A 16,325-nucleotide genomic window follows, 5' to 3' on the forward strand; every position below is an offset into this window, starting at 1 on the left:
TTTTTCACCATGAACCAGAACACCACTCCTGAAAGCGCCCGCACTGCCCTGGCGCGTCACCCGCGCGCTCTGGCCCTCGGCCTGCTGCTGCCGCTGGCGGCCGCCGGCCTGCTGGGGGGCTGCGACAAGCAGGAGCCGCGCGACCTGGCGGAACAGAGCGCCCTGGGGCTGGACCTCAAGCGCCCTGACGCCCTGATCGAGAGCGCCTCCCTCAGCCGCCTGCCCAAGGACATCCTTGCGGTGCCGCTGCTGCGCGACACCCTCACCGAGGACTTCGTCTTCTACTACCAGGACAACGCCGATCGCCTCGGCCTGGCCGGCAGCCTGCGTCGCATCATCTACGAGCACGACCTCAAGCTGCAGGACTCGCTGATCGACGAACTGCTCGACCAGCCCGCTGAAGTCGCGGCCTGGCGGGGTGCCGACGGCAAGCTCAAGCACGTGCTGGTGACCCTGCAGCGCGGCGGCCTGGCCCGAGTGCTGGAGCCCCTGGCCCACGCCGCACTGGACGACACCCAGCTGAGCCAGGTGGGCGAGCTGCGGGTGGACGGCGACAGCGTGCCGCTGTACAGCCTGCGCTACCTGGGCGAGCGCTCGGTGCTGCTGGCCAGTCATGGCGACAAGCTGCTGGTGCTCTCCAGCCCCGGCATGCTGCTGGACGAATCCGGCAAGCTCGCCCGCGCCGAGACCGAGACGGTCGAAGGCCTGATGGCCGGCGATGATCCCTTCCCCGAGCGTTTCGGCCTCAAGGCCCGTGGCCAGGAGCAGCAGCGCATCGCCCTGGGCGGCGAATTCCTCGCCTTCGGCTACCAGCGCTTCCTGCCCAGCTTTGCCGGCCTGCGCTTCGAGATGGACGACAAGGGCTGGCGCAGCTACGTCGCCCTCAACGAGGTGGACGACCAGGCCAAGTTCGACTTCAAGCCCCTGTGGCAGGCCATGCCCATGGGCGCCAGTGCCTGCGTCGCGCTGCCCGTGGCGCCGGGCGTGAATGCCCGCCTGCTGGACCGCGTCGGTGCCGGCAAGGAGGTCACCGAGCAGCTCGGCAAGCGCCTCGGCACCGCCGCCGGCCTGTGCTGGTACGCCGACTCCCGCCTGCATTCGCCGCTGCTGGTGGCCCACCTCGACGAGGCGGCCTCCGGCCAGATGGACCCGGCCATCGAAGGCCTGTTCGGCTCGGTGATCGGTGCCTTCGAACCCTATGCCGAAGGCGGCCGCTTCCCGCTGGAGAGCCAGACCCGGGGCGCCGCCCGCATCTGGGCCCGCGACGTCGGCTCCAACTTCGGCCAGTACCCCGCATCCCAGAGCGCCAACCCCGATGCCCTGGCCTCCCGTGGCTACTTCCACGTGAGCCTGGCGCGCCATGGCGACACCCTGCTGTTCTCCCTCGACGACAAGCTGGTGACCAAGGGCCTGGATACCCTCGACAAGCGCTTCCCGCCCTTGGGCGAGACCCTGCCCAAGGACGCCCTGGTGCCGGCCTACCTGGCCCCCGAAGGCCTGGCCAAGCTGCTGGAGCGGGAAACCCTCGACAGCCTGCCGAGCAACGACGAGCCAGTGTTCCGCAACGCCGCCGAAGCCCACCTGCTGCCCAAGCTGCGGGCCCTCGGTGGCCACGGCAAATACGCCCTGGCACTGCCGGCCGACACCCAGGCCAGCGACCCGTGGGAATGGCTGCCCCTGGAATGGCGCTCCCTGTGATCCGTCGCCTGCCGTTCGGGCTGGCCGCGCTGCTGATGGTGTGGAGCCTGGTGCTGCGCGCCGACGAAACGGTGGGGCTCGACCCCGAGCAGTCCCAGGTGTTCCGCGCCTGGTTCGTGCGCATCGCCCAGGAGCAGCTGCGTCAGGGCCCGAGCCCGCGCTGGCACCAGCAGGATTGCGCCGGCCTGGTGCGCTTCGCCGCCAACGAGGCGCTCAAGGTCCACGACGCCAAGTGGCTGCGCGCCAATGGCCTGTCCAACCGCTACCTGCCGCCGGAGCTGGAGCTGAGCGACGCCCAGCGCCAGCTCGCGCAGAACTGGCAGCAGGGCGGTGGCAAGGTCGGCCCCTACGTCAACGCCATCAAACTCATTCAGCACAACAGCCGGTTCGCCGGCCGCGACCTCAACCAGGCCCGTCCCGGCGACCTGATCTTCTTCGACCAGGGTGATGACCAGCACCTGATGATCTGGATGGGGCGGGAAATCGCCTACCACACCGGCACCAGCACCCCGACCGATAACGGCATGCGCTCCGTCAGCCTGCAACAACTCATGAAATGGAAGGACACCCGATGGATCCCCGACGAATCCAACCCCAACTTTATCGGCATCTATCGACTGAACTTCCTCGCCCGATGAACGCCAGCCCCCTGCGCCGTGCGGCGCGCCTGTCCGCTGCCGCGCTGATGGCGCTGGTGCTGCCCCTGGCCCTGCCGGCGCTCACCCAAGCCGAGGACGAGGTGCCGGCCAGCGGCTACACGCCCCTGGCGGGCGAGTCCTTCTTCCTGCTCTCCGACAGCAGCTTCGCCACCGATGAAGTGGCCCAGGTGCGCCTGGAGGCTCCGGGCCGCGACTACCGCCGCTACCGGATGGAGGAGTACGGCGGCGTCGACATCCGCGTGTACCGCATCGAGAACCCCCTCGACTTCCTCAAGCGGCAGAAGAACCTGCACCGCGTGAGCACCGAGGGCGACTTCAAGGGCGAGGGCCTGTCCAACACCCTGGCCTACCTCTGGGACAACTGGTACCGCAAGTCGCGTCGGGTGATGCAGCGGGCCTTCTCCTACGAGTCGCGCAAGCAGGTCACCGAAGAAGCCCCCGAACTGAGCATGGGTGAGGCCATCCGCCAGCCCACCGAGTTCACCCCGCAGGTGCAGTACGCACCGCTCAAGGGCATGCCGATGGTGGCGCAGTTCCGCTACCCGCTGTGGCAGGCCAAGCCCATCGAGCCGCCGAAGGGCGTCGAGCTGGCCGGCTCCTCCAGCCAGTTCACCAGCACCCAGCCGGGCAACGTCTACATCCCCCTCGGCAAGCTCAAGCCCGGCCTGTACCTGACCGAAGCCATCGTCGGCAAGTACCGCGCCACCACCGTGGTGTTCGTCTCCAACACCGTGGCCGTGAGCAAGATCGCCGGCAATGAGCTGCTGGTGTGGACCGCCCGCAAGCACGAAGGCACCCCGGTGGCCGATGCCAAGGTGCTGTGGAGCGACGGCCTGGGCGTGATGATCAGCGGCAGCACCGACGCCCAGGGCCTGCTGCGCCTCGGCCACGGCAGCCCCGAGCGCTCCTACGTACTGGGCGAGGATGCCGAAGGTGGCGTGTTCGTCTCCGAGAACTTCTATTACGACAGCGAGATCTACGACACCAAGCTCTACGCCTTCACCGACCGCCCGCTGTACCGCCCGGGCGACTGGGTCGAGGTGAAGATCGTCGGCCGCGAATTCAAGAACGCCCGCGACTCGGTCGCCCCCACCGCCGCGCCGCTGAAGCTCAGCGTGCTCGACGCCAACGGCACCGAGCTGCAGACCCTGGACCTGGCGTTGGACGGCCAGTCCGGCACCCAGGGCCGCTTCCAGTTGCCGCGCAACGCCGTGGCCGGTGGCTACGAACTGCGCTTCCGCTACCGCGACCAGATCTACAGCAGCGCCTTCCGCGTGGCCGAGTACATCAAGCCGCACTTCGAGGTGTCGCTGGACCTGGCCAAGCCGGACTTCCGCACCGGCGAGCCGGTGAAAGGCGCCCTGGTGCTGCTCTACCCGGACGGCAAACCGGTGGCCAACGCCCGCCTGCAACTGAGCCTGCGCGCCCAGCAGTTGTCGATGATCGACAACGAACTGCAGTACCTCGGGCAGTTCCCGGTGGAGCTGGAGAGCACCGAGCTCACCACCGACGCCCAGGGCCGTGCCGAACTCAACCTGCCGGCTGCCGAAAAGCCCAGCCGCTACCTGCTCACCGTGTTCGCCAGCGATGGCGCCGCCTACCGCGTGCGCACCAGCAAGGAGATCCTCATCGAGCGCGGTGCGGCCCGCTATGTCCTCACCGCGCCGCAGCGCTTCAGCAGCGCCGGTGAGTCGGTGCACTTCAGCTTCCGCAGTGAGCGCCCGAGCGACCTCAAGCCGGCCCGCTACGACTGGGTCCGCCTGGAAGACCAGAGCACCCAGGGCGGCACCCTGGCCGGCGGCAGCGACGGCTTCGACCTGAAGTTCGAGCGCCCCGGCACCTACAGCATCACCCTCAAGGACGACAAGGGCCTGATCCTCGGCGCCACCGGCCACTCGGTCAGCGGCGACGGCGTGAAATCCGTGGCCGGCACCATCGAGATCGTTCTCGACAAGGCCGAGTACAAGACCGGCGACGAAGCCCTGGCGCTGATCACCTTCCCCGAGCCGGTGAGCGATGCCCTGTTGACCCTGGAGCGCGACAAGGTGGAAGCCACCGCGCTGCTGTCCAAGGGCGGCGACTGGCTGAAGCTGGAGCGCCTTTCCGACACCCAGTACCGCGCGCGCATCCCGGTGGGCAAGACCTTCTCGCCCAACATCACCTTCTCCGCGCTGTACACCCGTGGCGGCGACTACAGCTTCCAGAACGCCGGCATCAAGGTGGCCACGCCGCAGATCGACATCGAGGTGGTGGCCGACAAGGAAGTGGCCCGCCCGGGTGACACCGTCACCGTCGAGCTGACCACCCGCTACGAAGGCAAGCCCACCGCCTCGCGCCTCACCGTCAGCGTGGTGGACGAGATGATCTATGCGCTGCAGCCGGAGATCGCCCCGGGCATCGACCAGTTCTTCTACCACCCGCGCCGCAACAACGTGCGCACCAGCGCCAGCCTCTCGTTCATCGCCTACGACCTGGCCCTGCCCGGCAGCGCTACCGCGCCCGGCCGCGCCAACCGCAGCGACCGAGGCGTGAAGGTGCTGGAGCGTCCGCGCCGCGAGGACGTGGACACCGCCGCCTGGCAGCCGGACCTGGTCACCGACGCCAACGGCAAGGTGCGCTTCAGCTTCCGCGTGCCGGACTCCCTGACCCGCTGGCGCATCACCGCGCGGGCCATGAACGCCGATGGCCAGGTGGGCCAGAAGCGCCAGTTCGTGCGCTCCGAAAAGCCGCTGTATCTCAAATGGAGCGGCCCGACCACCTTCCGCAAAGGCGACCGCCCGACCCTCGGCCTGTTTGCCTTCAACCAGGGCGAAGCCGGTTCCAAGGCCGAGCTGGTGACCCGTTACGGCGGCCAGGAACAGCGCACCACGGTGGAACTGGCCAAGGGCATCAACTACCTGCCGCTGACGGTTCCGGCCGTGACCGAAGGGGACTTCCACGCCGAACTGGTGCGTGACGGCCAGGCCGTCGATGCCCTCGACGTGGCCCTGCACCTGGCTGCCGACGGTTGGCCGAGTGCCCAGAGCAAGAGCCTGGTGGCCTACGCCGGCAAGACCGAGCTGGGCCTGCCGGCTGACGCCAGCGCCATCCGCCTGCGCCAGGACGACAACGGCCAGGCCCTATTCCGTGGCGCCCTCGACGACCTGCTCGCCTACCCCTATGGCGGCGTCGAGCAGACCGCCAGCCGCCTGCTGCCGCTGGCCGTGGCCTACCCGACCCTGGCCCAGGGCGAGCGCCGCGTGAGCGACCGCCTGCGCCTGATCATGCAGACCGGCCGCCTGCGCCTGGTGCAGATGGCCGGCCCGGAAGCGGTGTTCACCTGGTGGGGCAATGAGGCCGATGCCGACGCCTTCCTCACCGCCTACGCCTACTACGCCGACTGGTACACCAGCCGTGCCCTGGAGGTTCAGCTGCCGCCGGACCACTGGCAGCGCGTGCTGGACACCTACGCCGCCCAGGCCCCCAACACCCCGCTGCTGCAACGTGCCCTGGTGCTGGCCTTCGCCCGCGACATGGGCTTGCCGGTGAACACCCTGATGGAAGGCCTGATGGCCGACCTGGCCGCCGCCGGTGAGGGCGAGGACGTGCCCGAGGTGGACGACGGCCGCGCCAGCCTGGTGATGGCCGCACCGGAGTCGTCCCTCGGCCTGGCGGCTGCCCGCGTGCTCACCGCCGGTCTTGCCCGTCAGCTGCAAGTCCGCGTGCCGGCAGCGCTGGACGCCCAACTGGGTGCCGCCCGCGAGCGCCTGTCCGCCAGCCAGCAGCCCTTCGCCGAAGCCCTCGGCCTGTACCTCAATGGGGCCGACCCGGTGCGTGCGGCTGCCCTGCTCAAGCGCCTGGCGCCGGGGCAGTCCACCGTCGAGCGCGCCCTGGCCCTGACCTGGCTGCAGCGCAGCCTGGACAAGGCCGGCCCGGACCTGGCCATCGCCCCGCAAGGCGACTGGCAGGCCCGCGAAGGCGACAGCGGCGAACGCTACTGGCAGTGGCATGGCCAGGGCGTGCCCGCCACCCTCGACCTGCCGACCGACCTGGCCCACCCGGTGGACGTGCGCCTGGATTACCAGAGCGCCCAGGCTGCCGGCGCGGGTGCCGCACTGCCGGTGGCGATCAGCCGCCGCCTGCTGCGCCTGGTGCCGGGCAGCGAGCCCTTCACCTTCAAGGCCGAAGAGGCCAAGCCCGGTGACATCTCCAGCGACGCCCTCTACCTGGACGAAGTGGTGCTGAACGCCCAGGCCGGCCGCGCCCTGCGCTACGGCCTGCTGGAAGTGCCGCTGCCGCCCGGTGCCGATGTCGAGCGCACCACCTGGGGCATCCAGGTTTCCGGCCTGGAAGGCGAGGAAGCCTCCGCCCTGGAGAAGGCCCGCAACGAGCCGGGGCAGATGGTCTACGCCGTCCCGGTGGATCGCCTGGAAGGTGCCCTGGTGCTGCGTCACCTGGTGCGCTTCTCGCAGAAAGGCGAGTTCCAGTTGCCGCCGGCGCGCTACGTCCGCCTCTACGCGCCGCAGGAGCAGGCGCTGGAGAGCGAACCGGCGCTGGGACAGATCAAGGTCGATTGAGATTGACCAGGGGCCTGCGCATGGCCGCTGCGCTGCTGGCGCTGGCGGCCCTCCCGGTGGGGGCCGCCGAGGCGCCCCTCGCCCTGGCCTGGCGCACCCCGGCCGGTAACGAACTGCTCGAACTGGACCGCAGCCGCGTGCTGGCGCGCGGTCCCTTGCCCGCCGAGCGCCAGGCACCCCTGGGCAGCTTGTGGAAGCTCTTCGTCTACGCCTACCTGGTGGACCAACAACGGCCGGACCCCGGCTACCAGTGCCTCGGCCACGACCGTGACGAGGTGTATTGCTGCAACCCCGGCGAACGCATCGACCGTGACCAGGCGCTGGTGAAATCCTGCGGCCTGTATTTCGACCCGGTACGCCTAGGTGTGACCCCGGATGACTGGGCCCGCTACTGGCAGGCACGCCGTGCCCCGGCCTGGCTGCAACGCCTCGATGCGCTGAAGCCCGAGGCGCGTGTCCCGGTGGCCGACCTGCTGGCCCAGTTGCAGACCCTGCCGGCCCAGGACGAGGCCCGCCGCGTGCTGCTCGATGTACCGCTCCAGGCCCGTGATGCCGGCGTGCTCGCCACCCTCGGCGCGCGCCTGCGGGTGAAGACCTGGAGCTGGCTCGCGGACGCCGATCCCCAGGCCCGCCAGGGCGGCTTCGCCGGCTGGCTGAACGACGGCACGCCGGTCTGGGCCGGCGGCCCCGGCACCAGCCAGCGCGTTCTCGGGCAGTACGCCGAGGTCCTCGAACGCACGTTGCCGGTGAGCTGGCCCCGCGAGCCGGGCAGTTGCGTGGAGGTGCGGCTGTTCAGCCGCTATCCGCTGCGCGAGGTCAGCCTCGCTGGCCAGTCCACGCCCGTGGCACCCGGTGCCCTGCGCGGGCGCTACCAGGTGTTGTTCGAGAACGGCAACCGCCTGGACATCGAAAGCCAGGGCGAGCTCTTTCTCGAACGCCGTGACGACGGCCTGGCGCTGACCGCTCATCTGGAGCGCGAGGACTACGTGGCCCGCGTGCTCGACCGCGAGGCGGCAGCCGAACCGGCCGAGGCCGCCAAGGCCCTGGCCGTGGCGGTGCGCACCTACCTGGTGCAGAACGCCGTGCGTCGCGGCGAGTGCCTGTCCATCGACGACAGCAGCTCCAGCCAGCGGGTCGCCCCCCGGCCGGCGTCTGCTGCCAGTCGTACCATCGCCGCCTGGACCGCCGACCTGGTGCTGGCCGGCAGCACGGTGACCTACCACAGCGAGCGCGCCGGTCCGGATCGCCTCTCCTGGCAGCAGGCCGTAACGGAAGCGAAGGAGGGCATCCGTTACGACAGCATCCTCGCCCGTGCCTTCCCGCGCGCCAGCCTCAGCCGCTGGGACAAGCCCGTGGCGGCCTGTCAGGCCCTGCCCAATGCCGAGGAGTGGCTGCGCCGCCAGCGTCGCGGATGGCGTCCGATCCTCGATGCCGAGCCGGGCTACGCTGAAATCCCGCAGTTCTCGGTGTGCCGCCTGGCCTCTGGTCGGCCCCATGTCGACCGCGAGCGGCGGCGCATCTTCGTGCGCGGCCTGTTTTCCCTGCAGGACCGCCTCGACCTGACCCACGAATACCTGCACCTGGCCTTCGAAGCCCACCCCAACGGCCAGGACGAAGCCTACGTCGAGCGGCTCGCCCGCCAACTGCTACTGGAATGATCCCCATGCGCTGCGCCTCCCTTGCTTCCCTGTTCCTGGCTCTGACGCCGCTGCTCGCCAGCGCCGAGCTGCGACTCGACACACCGCGCGGTGGCTGGCGCGAGGGCGCCGGCTCCGGGGAGCACTTCATGCAGGAGGTCAACTACCCGGCTTCTTCGGTCAACACCGCGGCGGACCAGGCCGACACTGCGCTGATCAAGGGGGCGATCACCGGTCTGCCGAAAGCGGCCAGCGGCCCCGGCACCCTGGTGGTCAACGGCGTGAGCATGCCGCTGAAGGTGGGCGAGGACGGCAGCTTCCAGCGGCCCTTCGTGTTCCCCTCCGGCAGCAACAGCGTCGAAGTGCGCAGCCCGGATGGCAAGCAATCCCACCGCGTGCAGTTCTACAGCCGGGCCAAGGGCGGCGTACCGGCACGCATGCGTGTGGTGCTCTCCTGGGATGCCGACAACACCGACCTGGATCTGCACCTGGTGACCCCGGATGGCGCCCACATCTGGTACGGCGACCGCAGCGCACCCAACGGCACGGCGCTGGACGTGGACGTGACCACCGGCTACGGCCCGGAAATGATCGCCAGCCCGACCCCGCTCAAGGGGCAGTACCTGGTGTACGTGAACTACTACGGCGGCGGTTACTACGGCAGCGACGACGGCACCGAAGGCCCTGCGCAGCCACTGATCACCGCCCAGGTGACGGTCATCACCGAGGAAGGCACGCCGAGCGAGAAGCAGGAAAACTTCATCGTGCCCATGCGCCAGCCGGGCGAACTTACCCTGGTGAAGCGCTTCAGCTACCCCTGAGCGGTTCTTTGGGCCGAGCCTCGGCGCCTGTTGGGGCGCCGGGTGGAGCGCGATCCACCCGCCGTATCGGCGTTGGGTGGTGGGCACGACGTTGGCTTGGTGAGCGGGGTTTGATGCGGTTCGCGGGCTCACCACATCCTACGGGTGGCTGGCGCGTGGGGTTTGGTGACGCAGCGCTAGGAGCGAGCTCTGCTCGCGAAGGCGTACCGGCGGTTGGGGCTTATCGGTCGCTCTCCCTCAAGAACTGCCAGCCCTCGCGGAGCCGTAGGGTTGGCCGGGCGGCGTTCCGCTTCAGCCCACCATCGAAGCCGCTGGCAGCTTCGTTGGTGGATGGCGCTCTTTCCATCCACCGTTTCGGGGCCGGCGGGCCTCAGCCCTGCGGGTCTGTCTGCCAGGCGTCGACCACTTCCTGGGCGGCGCGGAAGGCGTCGATGGCGGCCGGTACGCCGGCGTACACCGCGCAGTGCAGCAGCGCTTCGCGGATTTCCTCCACGCTGCAGCCATTGTTCAAGGCCCCGCGCACGTGGCCTTTCAGCTCCTGAGGGCACTTCAGGGCGGTGAGGGCGGCGAGGGTGATGAGGCTGCGGGTCTTGCGGTCGAGCCCTTCACGGTTCCACACGCCGCCCCAGGCGTGCTCGTTGACGAAGTCCTGCAGGGGCTGGGTGAATTCGGTGGCATTGCCCAGGGCGCGGTCGACGAAGGCGTCGCCCATCACCTCGCGACGGACCTGTTCCCCCGGAAGGGTTTTCTCGTGCATCTCTGTCTCCTCTTTTCAGCGCTGAAGGCGCCAGGCTCGAACGCCGATGATGGCCAGGGTCAGGGCTGTCAGGGGCAGGACGAAGGTGAGCATGGCGTGCTGGAAAGCGCCCAGCCAAGGGGCGCCATTGCTGTGCATGATCAGGTAGACGGTGTAGAGGACGTAGTAGCCCACGAACAGCGCACCCTCCCAGCGGTTGATGCAGTAGCCATGGAAGAAGATCGGCAGGCAGGCGATGGCGACGGCGATCATGACCGGGAAATCGAAGGCCAGTGCGTTCTCGGCCACGGGAATGGCACCGGGAGCGACCAGCGAGGCCAGACCCAGCACGCAGAGCAGGTTGAAGAGGTTGCTGCCGACGATGTTGCCCACGGCGATGTCACGTTCACCCTTGATGGCCGCCATGACGGATGTGGCCAGCTCCGGCAGCGAGGTGCCAATGGCGACGACGGTCAGGCCGATCACCAGTTCCGAGAGCCCGAGGGCGCGGGCGAGCTGGGTTGCACCTTCCACCAGCAGGTTGGAGCCGCCGACCAGCAACACCAGACCCAGGAGGACCAGGCCGAGGTTGGCCAGGGTGGCATAACGCCCCTGGGGTTCGTGGAGGGCGTATTCCTCGCTGAACTCGTCATTCGCGGTGCCAGGCTCCTGGCGGGCCTTGATGATGAGGAACAGGGTATAGGCGATGACGCTGGCAAAAAGCAGGGCGCCATCCAGCCGACCCAGCCGGCCGTCCGCAGCGAGCCCCCAGGTCACCAGGCTGGCACCTATCATCAGCGGCACGTCCAGCCGGATCAGTTGGCGCGAGACGGTCAGGGGCGCTATCAGGGCGGTAAACCCCAGGATCAGCAGGATGTTGGCGATGTTGCTGCCGATGACGTTGCCGATCGCCAGGTCTCCACTGCCATTCCAGGCGGACTGCACGCTCACCGCGGTTTCCGGCGCGCTGGTGCCGAAGGCGACCACGGTCAGCCCGATGATCAGCGGGGGGATATCGAATTGGGCCGCCAGCCTGGCGGCGCCGCGTACCAGTACTTCGGCACCGATCACCAGAAGTACCAGGCCGGAAACGAGGTAGACGAAGGTCATGAGTTCCATGGGCCAGTCCTATTGAGGAAAATTGCCGAAGCATATCCGACTGCGATGCCCGTTGCCCGAGTGCTCGTTGCAGGCCGTTTCACTCATCAGCGCGTTGCACGCGTACCGGGGCCACGCCGCTGCGCAGCATGTCCAGGGCTTCGGCGGCGCGGCGCGAGAGGTCGATGAGGCGGCCGCGCACATGGGGGCCGCGATCATTGATGCGCACCACGACGCTGCGGTCATTGTTCAGGTTGGTGACTTTCACCCGGGTGCCGAAGGGCAGGGTGCGGTGGGCGGCGGTGAGGGCGTTCTGGTCGAAGCGCTCGCCGCTGGCGGTGCGCTTGCCGTGGTGGCGGGCACCGTAGTACGAGGCTTCGCCGTCCTCACGGTAGGTGCCACCGGTTTCAGCGGAAAAGAAGCCGGGGGTGCTGCAGGCGGCCAGCAGGGTTAGACCGGCCAACAGCGGAAGTGAGCTGAGGAATCGCCACATCAGGACGTCTCCAGGGAGCGGTTGACCGGTGCTTGTGCGCTGCGTCGGGCCTCCTGACGCTGCACCGGGTCAACCGGGAATCCCGGACCGGCCTTCCGTGGCCGGTCGTTCGCCGGGCCAACCCATGGGTTGGCCAGTCCGGCTTACCCTTCGAGTTTCTTCTTCAGCAGTTCGTTCACTTGCCCCGGGTTGGCTTTGCCCTTGGAGGCTTTCATGGCCTGGCCGACGAAGAAGCCGAACATCTTGCCGCGCTTGGCGGAGTCCGAGGCGCGGTACTGCTCGACCTGCTCGGCGTTGGCGGCGAGGACTTCGTCGAGCATGGCTTCGATGGCACCGGAATCGGTGACCTGCTTGAGGCCCTTCTTCTCGATGATCGCGTCGGCGCTGCCTTCACCGGCGGCCATGGCTTCGAAGACCATCTTGGCGATCTTGCCGGAGATGGTGTTGTCCTTGATGCGCAGGATCATGCCGCCCAGGTGCTCGGCGGAAACCGGCGATTGCTCGATCTCCAGGCCGTCCTTGTTGAGCAGGCTGGAGAGCTCGCCCATCACCCAGTTGGCGGCCAGCTTGGCGTCGCCGCAGGTGCGCTGCACGGCCTCGAAGTAGTCGGCCATCTCGCGGCTGGCGGAGAGCACGCTGGCGTCGTAAGCGGAGAGGCCGAACTGGCTCTCGAAACGCTCGCGCTTCTGCACCGGCAGCTCCGGCAGCTGGGCGCGCACTTCGTCGAGGAAGCTCTGCTCGATCACTACCGGCAGCAGGTCGGGGCAGGGGAAGTAGCGGTAGTCGTTGGCTTCTTCCTTGCTGCGCATGGAGCGGGTTTTGTTGGCTGCCACGTCGTAGAGCACGGTTTCCTGGACGATCTTGCGGCCGGATTCCAGCTCGTCGATCTGCCAGGCGATCTCGGCGTTGATGGCGCGCTCGATGAACTTGAACGAGTTGACGTTCTTGATCTCGCGGCGGGTGCCGAACTCGGCCTGGCCCTTGGGGCGCACCGAGACGTTGCAGTCGCAGCGCAGCGAGCCTTCGGCCATGTTGCCGTCGCAGATGCCGAGGTAGCGCACCAGGGCGTGGATGGCCTTGGCGTAGGCGACGGCTTCCTTGGCGCTGCGCATCTCCGGCTCGGAGACGATCTCCAGCAGCGGGGTGCCAGCGCGGTTCAGGTCGATGCCGCTCATGCCGTGGAAGTCTTCGTGCAGGCTCTTGCCGGCGTCCTCTTCCAGGTGTGCGCGGGTGATGCCGATGCGGCGGATGGTGCCGTCTTCCAGGGTGATGTCCAGGTGACCCTTGCCGACGATGGGCAGGTCCATCTGGCTGGTCTGGTAGCCCTTGGGCAGGTCCGGGTAGAAGTAGTTCTTGCGGGCGAAGACGTTGCGCGCGCCGATCTCGGCGTCAATGGCCAGGCCGAACTTGAGCGCCATGCGCACGGCTTCGGCGTTGAGCACCGGCAGGGTGCCGGGCATGCCCAGGTCAACCAGGCTGGCCTGGGTGTTGGGCTCGGCGCCGAAGGTGGTGGCGCTGGCGGAGAAGATCTTCGATTGGGTGCTGAGCTGTGCGTGGATTTCCAGCCCGATCACGGTTTCCCATTGCATGTGTGTCGTCCTCAGAATCCGGCCGGGGCCTGTTTGTGCCAGTCGGTGACCTGCTGGTACTGGTGGGCCACGTTGAGCAGGCGGCCTTCCTGGAAGTAGGGCGCAAGCAGTTGCACGCCCACTGGCAGGCCGTCGACGAAGCCGGCGGGCATGGACAGCCCCGGCAGGCCGGCGAGGTTGGCGGTGATGGTGTAGATGTCTTCCAGGTACTCGGCGACCGGGTCGTTGTTCTTCGCACCCAGTTCCCAGGCCGGGTTGGGCGTGGTCGGGCCGAGGATGACGTCGACATCGGTGAAGGCCGCGACGAAGTCGTTCTTGATCAGGCGGCGGATCTTCTGCGCCTTGAGGTAGTAGGCGTCGTAGTAGCCGGCGGACAGGGCGTAGGTGCCGACCATGATGCGGCGCTTCACTTCGCTGCCGAAGCCTTCGGCGCGGGAGCGCTTGTACAGGTCCATCAGGTCCTTGGGGTCTTCGCAGCGGTGGCCGAAGCGCACGCCGTCGAAGCGCGACAGGTTGGAGCTGGCCTCGGCCGGGGCGATGACGTAGTAGGCCGGGATGGCGTGCTGCATGTTGGGCAGCGAGATGTCCTTGACGGTGGCGCCGAGTTTTTTCAGCTCTTCCACCACGGCCATCACCGCCGCGCCGATGCGCGCGTCGAGGCCGGCGCCGAAGTACTCCTTCGGCAGGCCGATGCGCAGGCCGGCCAGGGGCTGGGCGAGGGCGGCGAGGTAGTCGTCCACCGGGGCGTCGACGCAGGTGCTGTCCTTCGGATCGAAGCCGGCGATGGCGCCGAGCATCAGGGCGCAGTCCTCGGCGGTGCGGGCCAGCGGGCCGCCCTGATCGAGGCTGGAGGCGTAGGCCACCATGCCCCAGCGCGAGACGCGGCCGTAGGTGGGCTTGATGCCGGTGAGGTTGGTGAAGGCGGCGGGCTGGCGGATCGAGCCGCCGGTGTCGGTGCCGGTGGCGGCGGGCACCAGGCGCGCGGCGACGGCGGCGGCAGAACCACCGGAGGAGCCGCCGGGCACGCGGTTCAGCGCCCAGGGGTTCTTCACCGGGCCGTAATGGCTGGACTCGTTGGAGGAGCCCATGGCGAACTCGTCCATGTTCAGCTTGCCGAGGGTGACGGCGCCGGCGGCCTTGAGCTTCTCGACCACGGTGGCGTCATAGGGCGCCTTGAAGTTGTCGAGCATCTTCGAGCCGCAGCTGGTGCGCACGCCCTGGGTGCAGAACAGGTCCTTGTGGGCGATGGGCGCACCGAGCAGGGCGCCGTTCTCGCCGGCGGCGCGACGGGCGTCGGCGGCGCGCGCCTGTTCCAGGGCCTGGTCGGCGGTGACGGTGATGAAGCTGTTGAGTTGCGGGTCGAGGGCCTGGATGCGCGCCAGCAGGGCGCTGCTCAGTTCCTCGGAGGAGAATTCCTTGGCGGCCAGCGCGCGGGCGATCTCGGCCAGGGTCAATTGATGCATGGGGTAACCCTTTTCCTTAGTCGATGACTTTAGGCACGAGGTAGAGGCCGTTCTCGACGGCCGGCGCGATGGCCTGGTAGGCGTCGCGATGGTTTTCCTCGGTCACCTGGTCAGCGCGCAGGCGCTGGGTGGCTTCGAGGGGGTGGGCCAGCGGCTCGACGCCGTCGGTGTCCACGGCCTGCATCGCGTCGATCAGGCCGAGGATGTTGTTCAGGGTCTCGGTGGTACGCGGGATATCGCCTTCGTTCAGGCCCAGTCGGGCCAGGCGGGCGATCTTTTCCACGTCGGAGCGTTCAAGCGCCATCGGGTTCTCCAACTGAAAATGCGGTGGCCGCCAGGGGCATCCGACCGGGTGGGAAGAGGGTCGGGAACGGTACCGCGAACGGGCGGTCAAAGGCCGCGATGATGGGCCCGGAGGCCCGGAAAAACCGGCAATTTAGCACAACGCCTGCCTTGCCCAAAATCCCTGCCGTTGTTAGAGTTTGCCGCACTTTTTTACCCACGCGTCGCCTAGGGTCCCTCTCCCATGTTCAAGAAGCTGCGTGGCATGTTTTCCAGTGATCTGTCGATCGACCTGGGCACTGCCAATACCCTCATTTATGTGCGCGAACGCGGCATCGTCCTGAACGAGCCGTCCGTTGTCGCGATCCGCAACCACGGCAACCAGAAGAGCGTCGTGGCCGTCGGTACCGAAGCCAAGCGTATGCTCGGTCGTACCCCCGGTAACATTTCCGCCATCCGCCCGATGAAAGACGGCGTGATCGCTGACTTCAGCGTCTGCGAGAAGATGCTGCAGTACTTCATCAACAAGGTTCACGAGAACAGCTTCCTGCAGCCCAGCCCCCGTGTGCTGATCTGCGTACCGTGCAAGTCGACCCAGGTCGAGCGCCGTGCCATCCGTGAATCCGCGCTGGGCGCTGGTGCCCGCGAAGTGTTCCTCATCGAAGAACCCATGGCCGCGGCCATCGGTGCCGGCCTGCCGGTCGAGGAAGCCCGTGGTTCCATGGTCGTCGACATCGGCGGCGGCACCACCGAGATCGCCCTGATCTCCCTGAACGGGGTGGTCTATGCCGAATCCGTACGTGTGGGCGGCGACCGTTTCGACGAGTCCATCGTTACCTACGTGCGCCGCAACTACGGCAGCCTGATCGGCGAATCCACCGCCGAGCGCATCAAGCAGGAAATCGGCACCGCCTTCCCCGGTGGCGAGGTCCGCGAGATCGACGTCCGTGGCCGCAACCTGGCCGAGGGCGTGCCGCGCAGCTTCACCCTGAACTCCAACGAAGTGCTCGAAGCGCTGCAGGAATCCCTGGCGACCATCGTCCAGGCGGTCAAGAGCGCGCTGGAGCAATCCCCGCCGGAACTGGCCTCCGACATCGCCGAGCGTGGCCTGGTGCTGACCGGCGGTGGCGCCCTGCTGCGTGACCTGGACAAGCTGCTCTCCCAGGAAACCGGTCTGCCGGTGATCGTCGCCGAGGACCCGCTGACCTGCGTGGCCCGTGGTGGCGGCCGTGCCCTGGAAATGATGGATCGCCACGCGATGGACCTGCTCTCCACCGAGTAAGGTCGGAGAGC

Annotated in this window: 12 protein-coding genes; 6 read left to right on the forward strand and 6 right to left on the reverse strand. The window is 68.2% G+C overall.

Going from position 1 to position 16,325, the window contains the following annotated elements:
* Positions 1-9: 9 nt before the first annotated feature.
* Genes A9G05_RS05750 through A9G05_RS05770 form a run of 5 tightly spaced genes read left to right on the forward strand, consistent with a single transcriptional unit; the run spans position 10 to position 9,371 of the window.
* Positions 10-1,698: a DUF2138 domain-containing protein gene (locus A9G05_RS05750; protein ID WP_069560173.1), complete on the forward strand. Its 1,689-nt coding sequence runs from the start codon at positions 10-12 to the stop codon at positions 1,696-1,698.
* Complete coding sequence (locus A9G05_RS05755) at positions 1,698-2,336, forward strand: DUF1175 domain-containing protein (RefSeq protein WP_139131087.1); 639 nt, start codon at positions 1,698-1,700, stop codon at positions 2,334-2,336. The genes A9G05_RS05750 and A9G05_RS05755 overlap by 1 nt, the downstream gene beginning before the upstream one ends.
* Positions 2,333-6,913 carry an alpha-2-macroglobulin gene (locus A9G05_RS05760; RefSeq protein ID WP_083272506.1) on the forward strand — a complete coding sequence of 1,527 codons (4,581 nt, stop codon included), beginning with the start codon at positions 2,333-2,335 and terminating at the stop codon, positions 6,911-6,913. Before A9G05_RS05755 ends, A9G05_RS05760 begins: the two co-directional genes overlap by 4 nt.
* Before the next feature lie 20 nt (positions 6,914-6,933).
* On the forward strand, positions 6,934-8,571 hold the full coding sequence (locus A9G05_RS05765; protein ID WP_069560055.1) for a DUF2300 domain-containing protein: 1,638 nt from the start codon (positions 6,934-6,936) through the stop codon (positions 8,569-8,571).
* A gap of 5 nt (positions 8,572-8,576) precedes the next feature.
* Positions 8,577-9,371 carry a YfaP family protein gene (locus A9G05_RS05770; protein ID WP_069560056.1) on the forward strand — a complete coding sequence of 265 codons (795 nt, stop codon included), beginning with the start codon at positions 8,577-8,579 and terminating at the stop codon, positions 9,369-9,371.
* Between the two features lie 370 nt (positions 9,372-9,741).
* Here the strand turns inward: A9G05_RS05770 and A9G05_RS05775 are convergent, their stop codons facing one another.
* The 6 genes from A9G05_RS05775 to gatC all read right to left on the reverse strand — a co-directional run bounded on the left by A9G05_RS05775 (position 9,742) and on the right by gatC (position 15,054).
* Positions 9,742-10,128 carry a carboxymuconolactone decarboxylase family protein gene (locus tag A9G05_RS05775; protein ID WP_069560057.1) on the reverse strand — a complete coding sequence of 129 codons (387 nt, stop codon included), beginning with the start codon at positions 10,126-10,128 and terminating at the stop codon, positions 9,742-9,744.
* Positions 10,129-10,143: 15 nt separating this feature from the next.
* On the reverse strand, positions 10,144-11,226 hold the full coding sequence (locus A9G05_RS05780) for a calcium/sodium antiporter (protein WP_069560058.1): 1,083 nt from the start codon (positions 11,224-11,226) through the stop codon (positions 10,144-10,146).
* Positions 11,227-11,305: 79 nt separating this feature from the next.
* Positions 11,306-11,698, reverse strand: coding sequence for a septal ring lytic transglycosylase RlpA family protein (locus A9G05_RS05785; protein ID WP_069560059.1), 393 nt, complete (start codon positions 11,696-11,698; stop codon positions 11,306-11,308).
* A 143-nt stretch (positions 11,699-11,841) separates the two neighbouring features.
* Complete coding sequence (gatB, locus tag A9G05_RS05790) at positions 11,842-13,287, reverse strand: Asp-tRNA(Asn)/Glu-tRNA(Gln) amidotransferase subunit GatB (protein WP_069560060.1); 1,446 nt, start codon at positions 13,285-13,287, stop codon at positions 11,842-11,844.
* Between the two features lie 11 nt (positions 13,288-13,298).
* Entirely contained in the window at positions 13,299-14,750 is a 1,452-nt protein-coding gene (gene gatA, locus A9G05_RS05795) for an Asp-tRNA(Asn)/Glu-tRNA(Gln) amidotransferase subunit GatA (protein WP_069560061.1), read from the reverse strand.
* A 16-nt stretch (positions 14,751-14,766) separates the two neighbouring features.
* Positions 14,767-15,054 carry an Asp-tRNA(Asn)/Glu-tRNA(Gln) amidotransferase subunit GatC gene (gene gatC, locus A9G05_RS05800; protein WP_069560062.1) on the reverse strand — a complete coding sequence of 96 codons (288 nt, stop codon included), beginning with the start codon at positions 15,052-15,054 and terminating at the stop codon, positions 14,767-14,769.
* 222 nt (positions 15,055-15,276) lie between these two features.
* On the opposite strand from gatC, the gene mreB reads away from it, so the two are divergent.
* Positions 15,277-16,314, forward strand: a complete 1,038-nt coding sequence (gene mreB, locus A9G05_RS05805; protein WP_021217765.1) for a rod shape-determining protein MreB — start codon at positions 15,277-15,279, stop codon at positions 16,312-16,314.
* Positions 16,315-16,325 lie beyond the last annotated feature (11 nt).

This window comes from Pseudomonas sp. ENNP23 (assembly GCF_001728945.1).
Lineage (GTDB): Bacteria > Pseudomonadota > Gammaproteobacteria > Pseudomonadales > Pseudomonadaceae > Metapseudomonas > Metapseudomonas otitidis.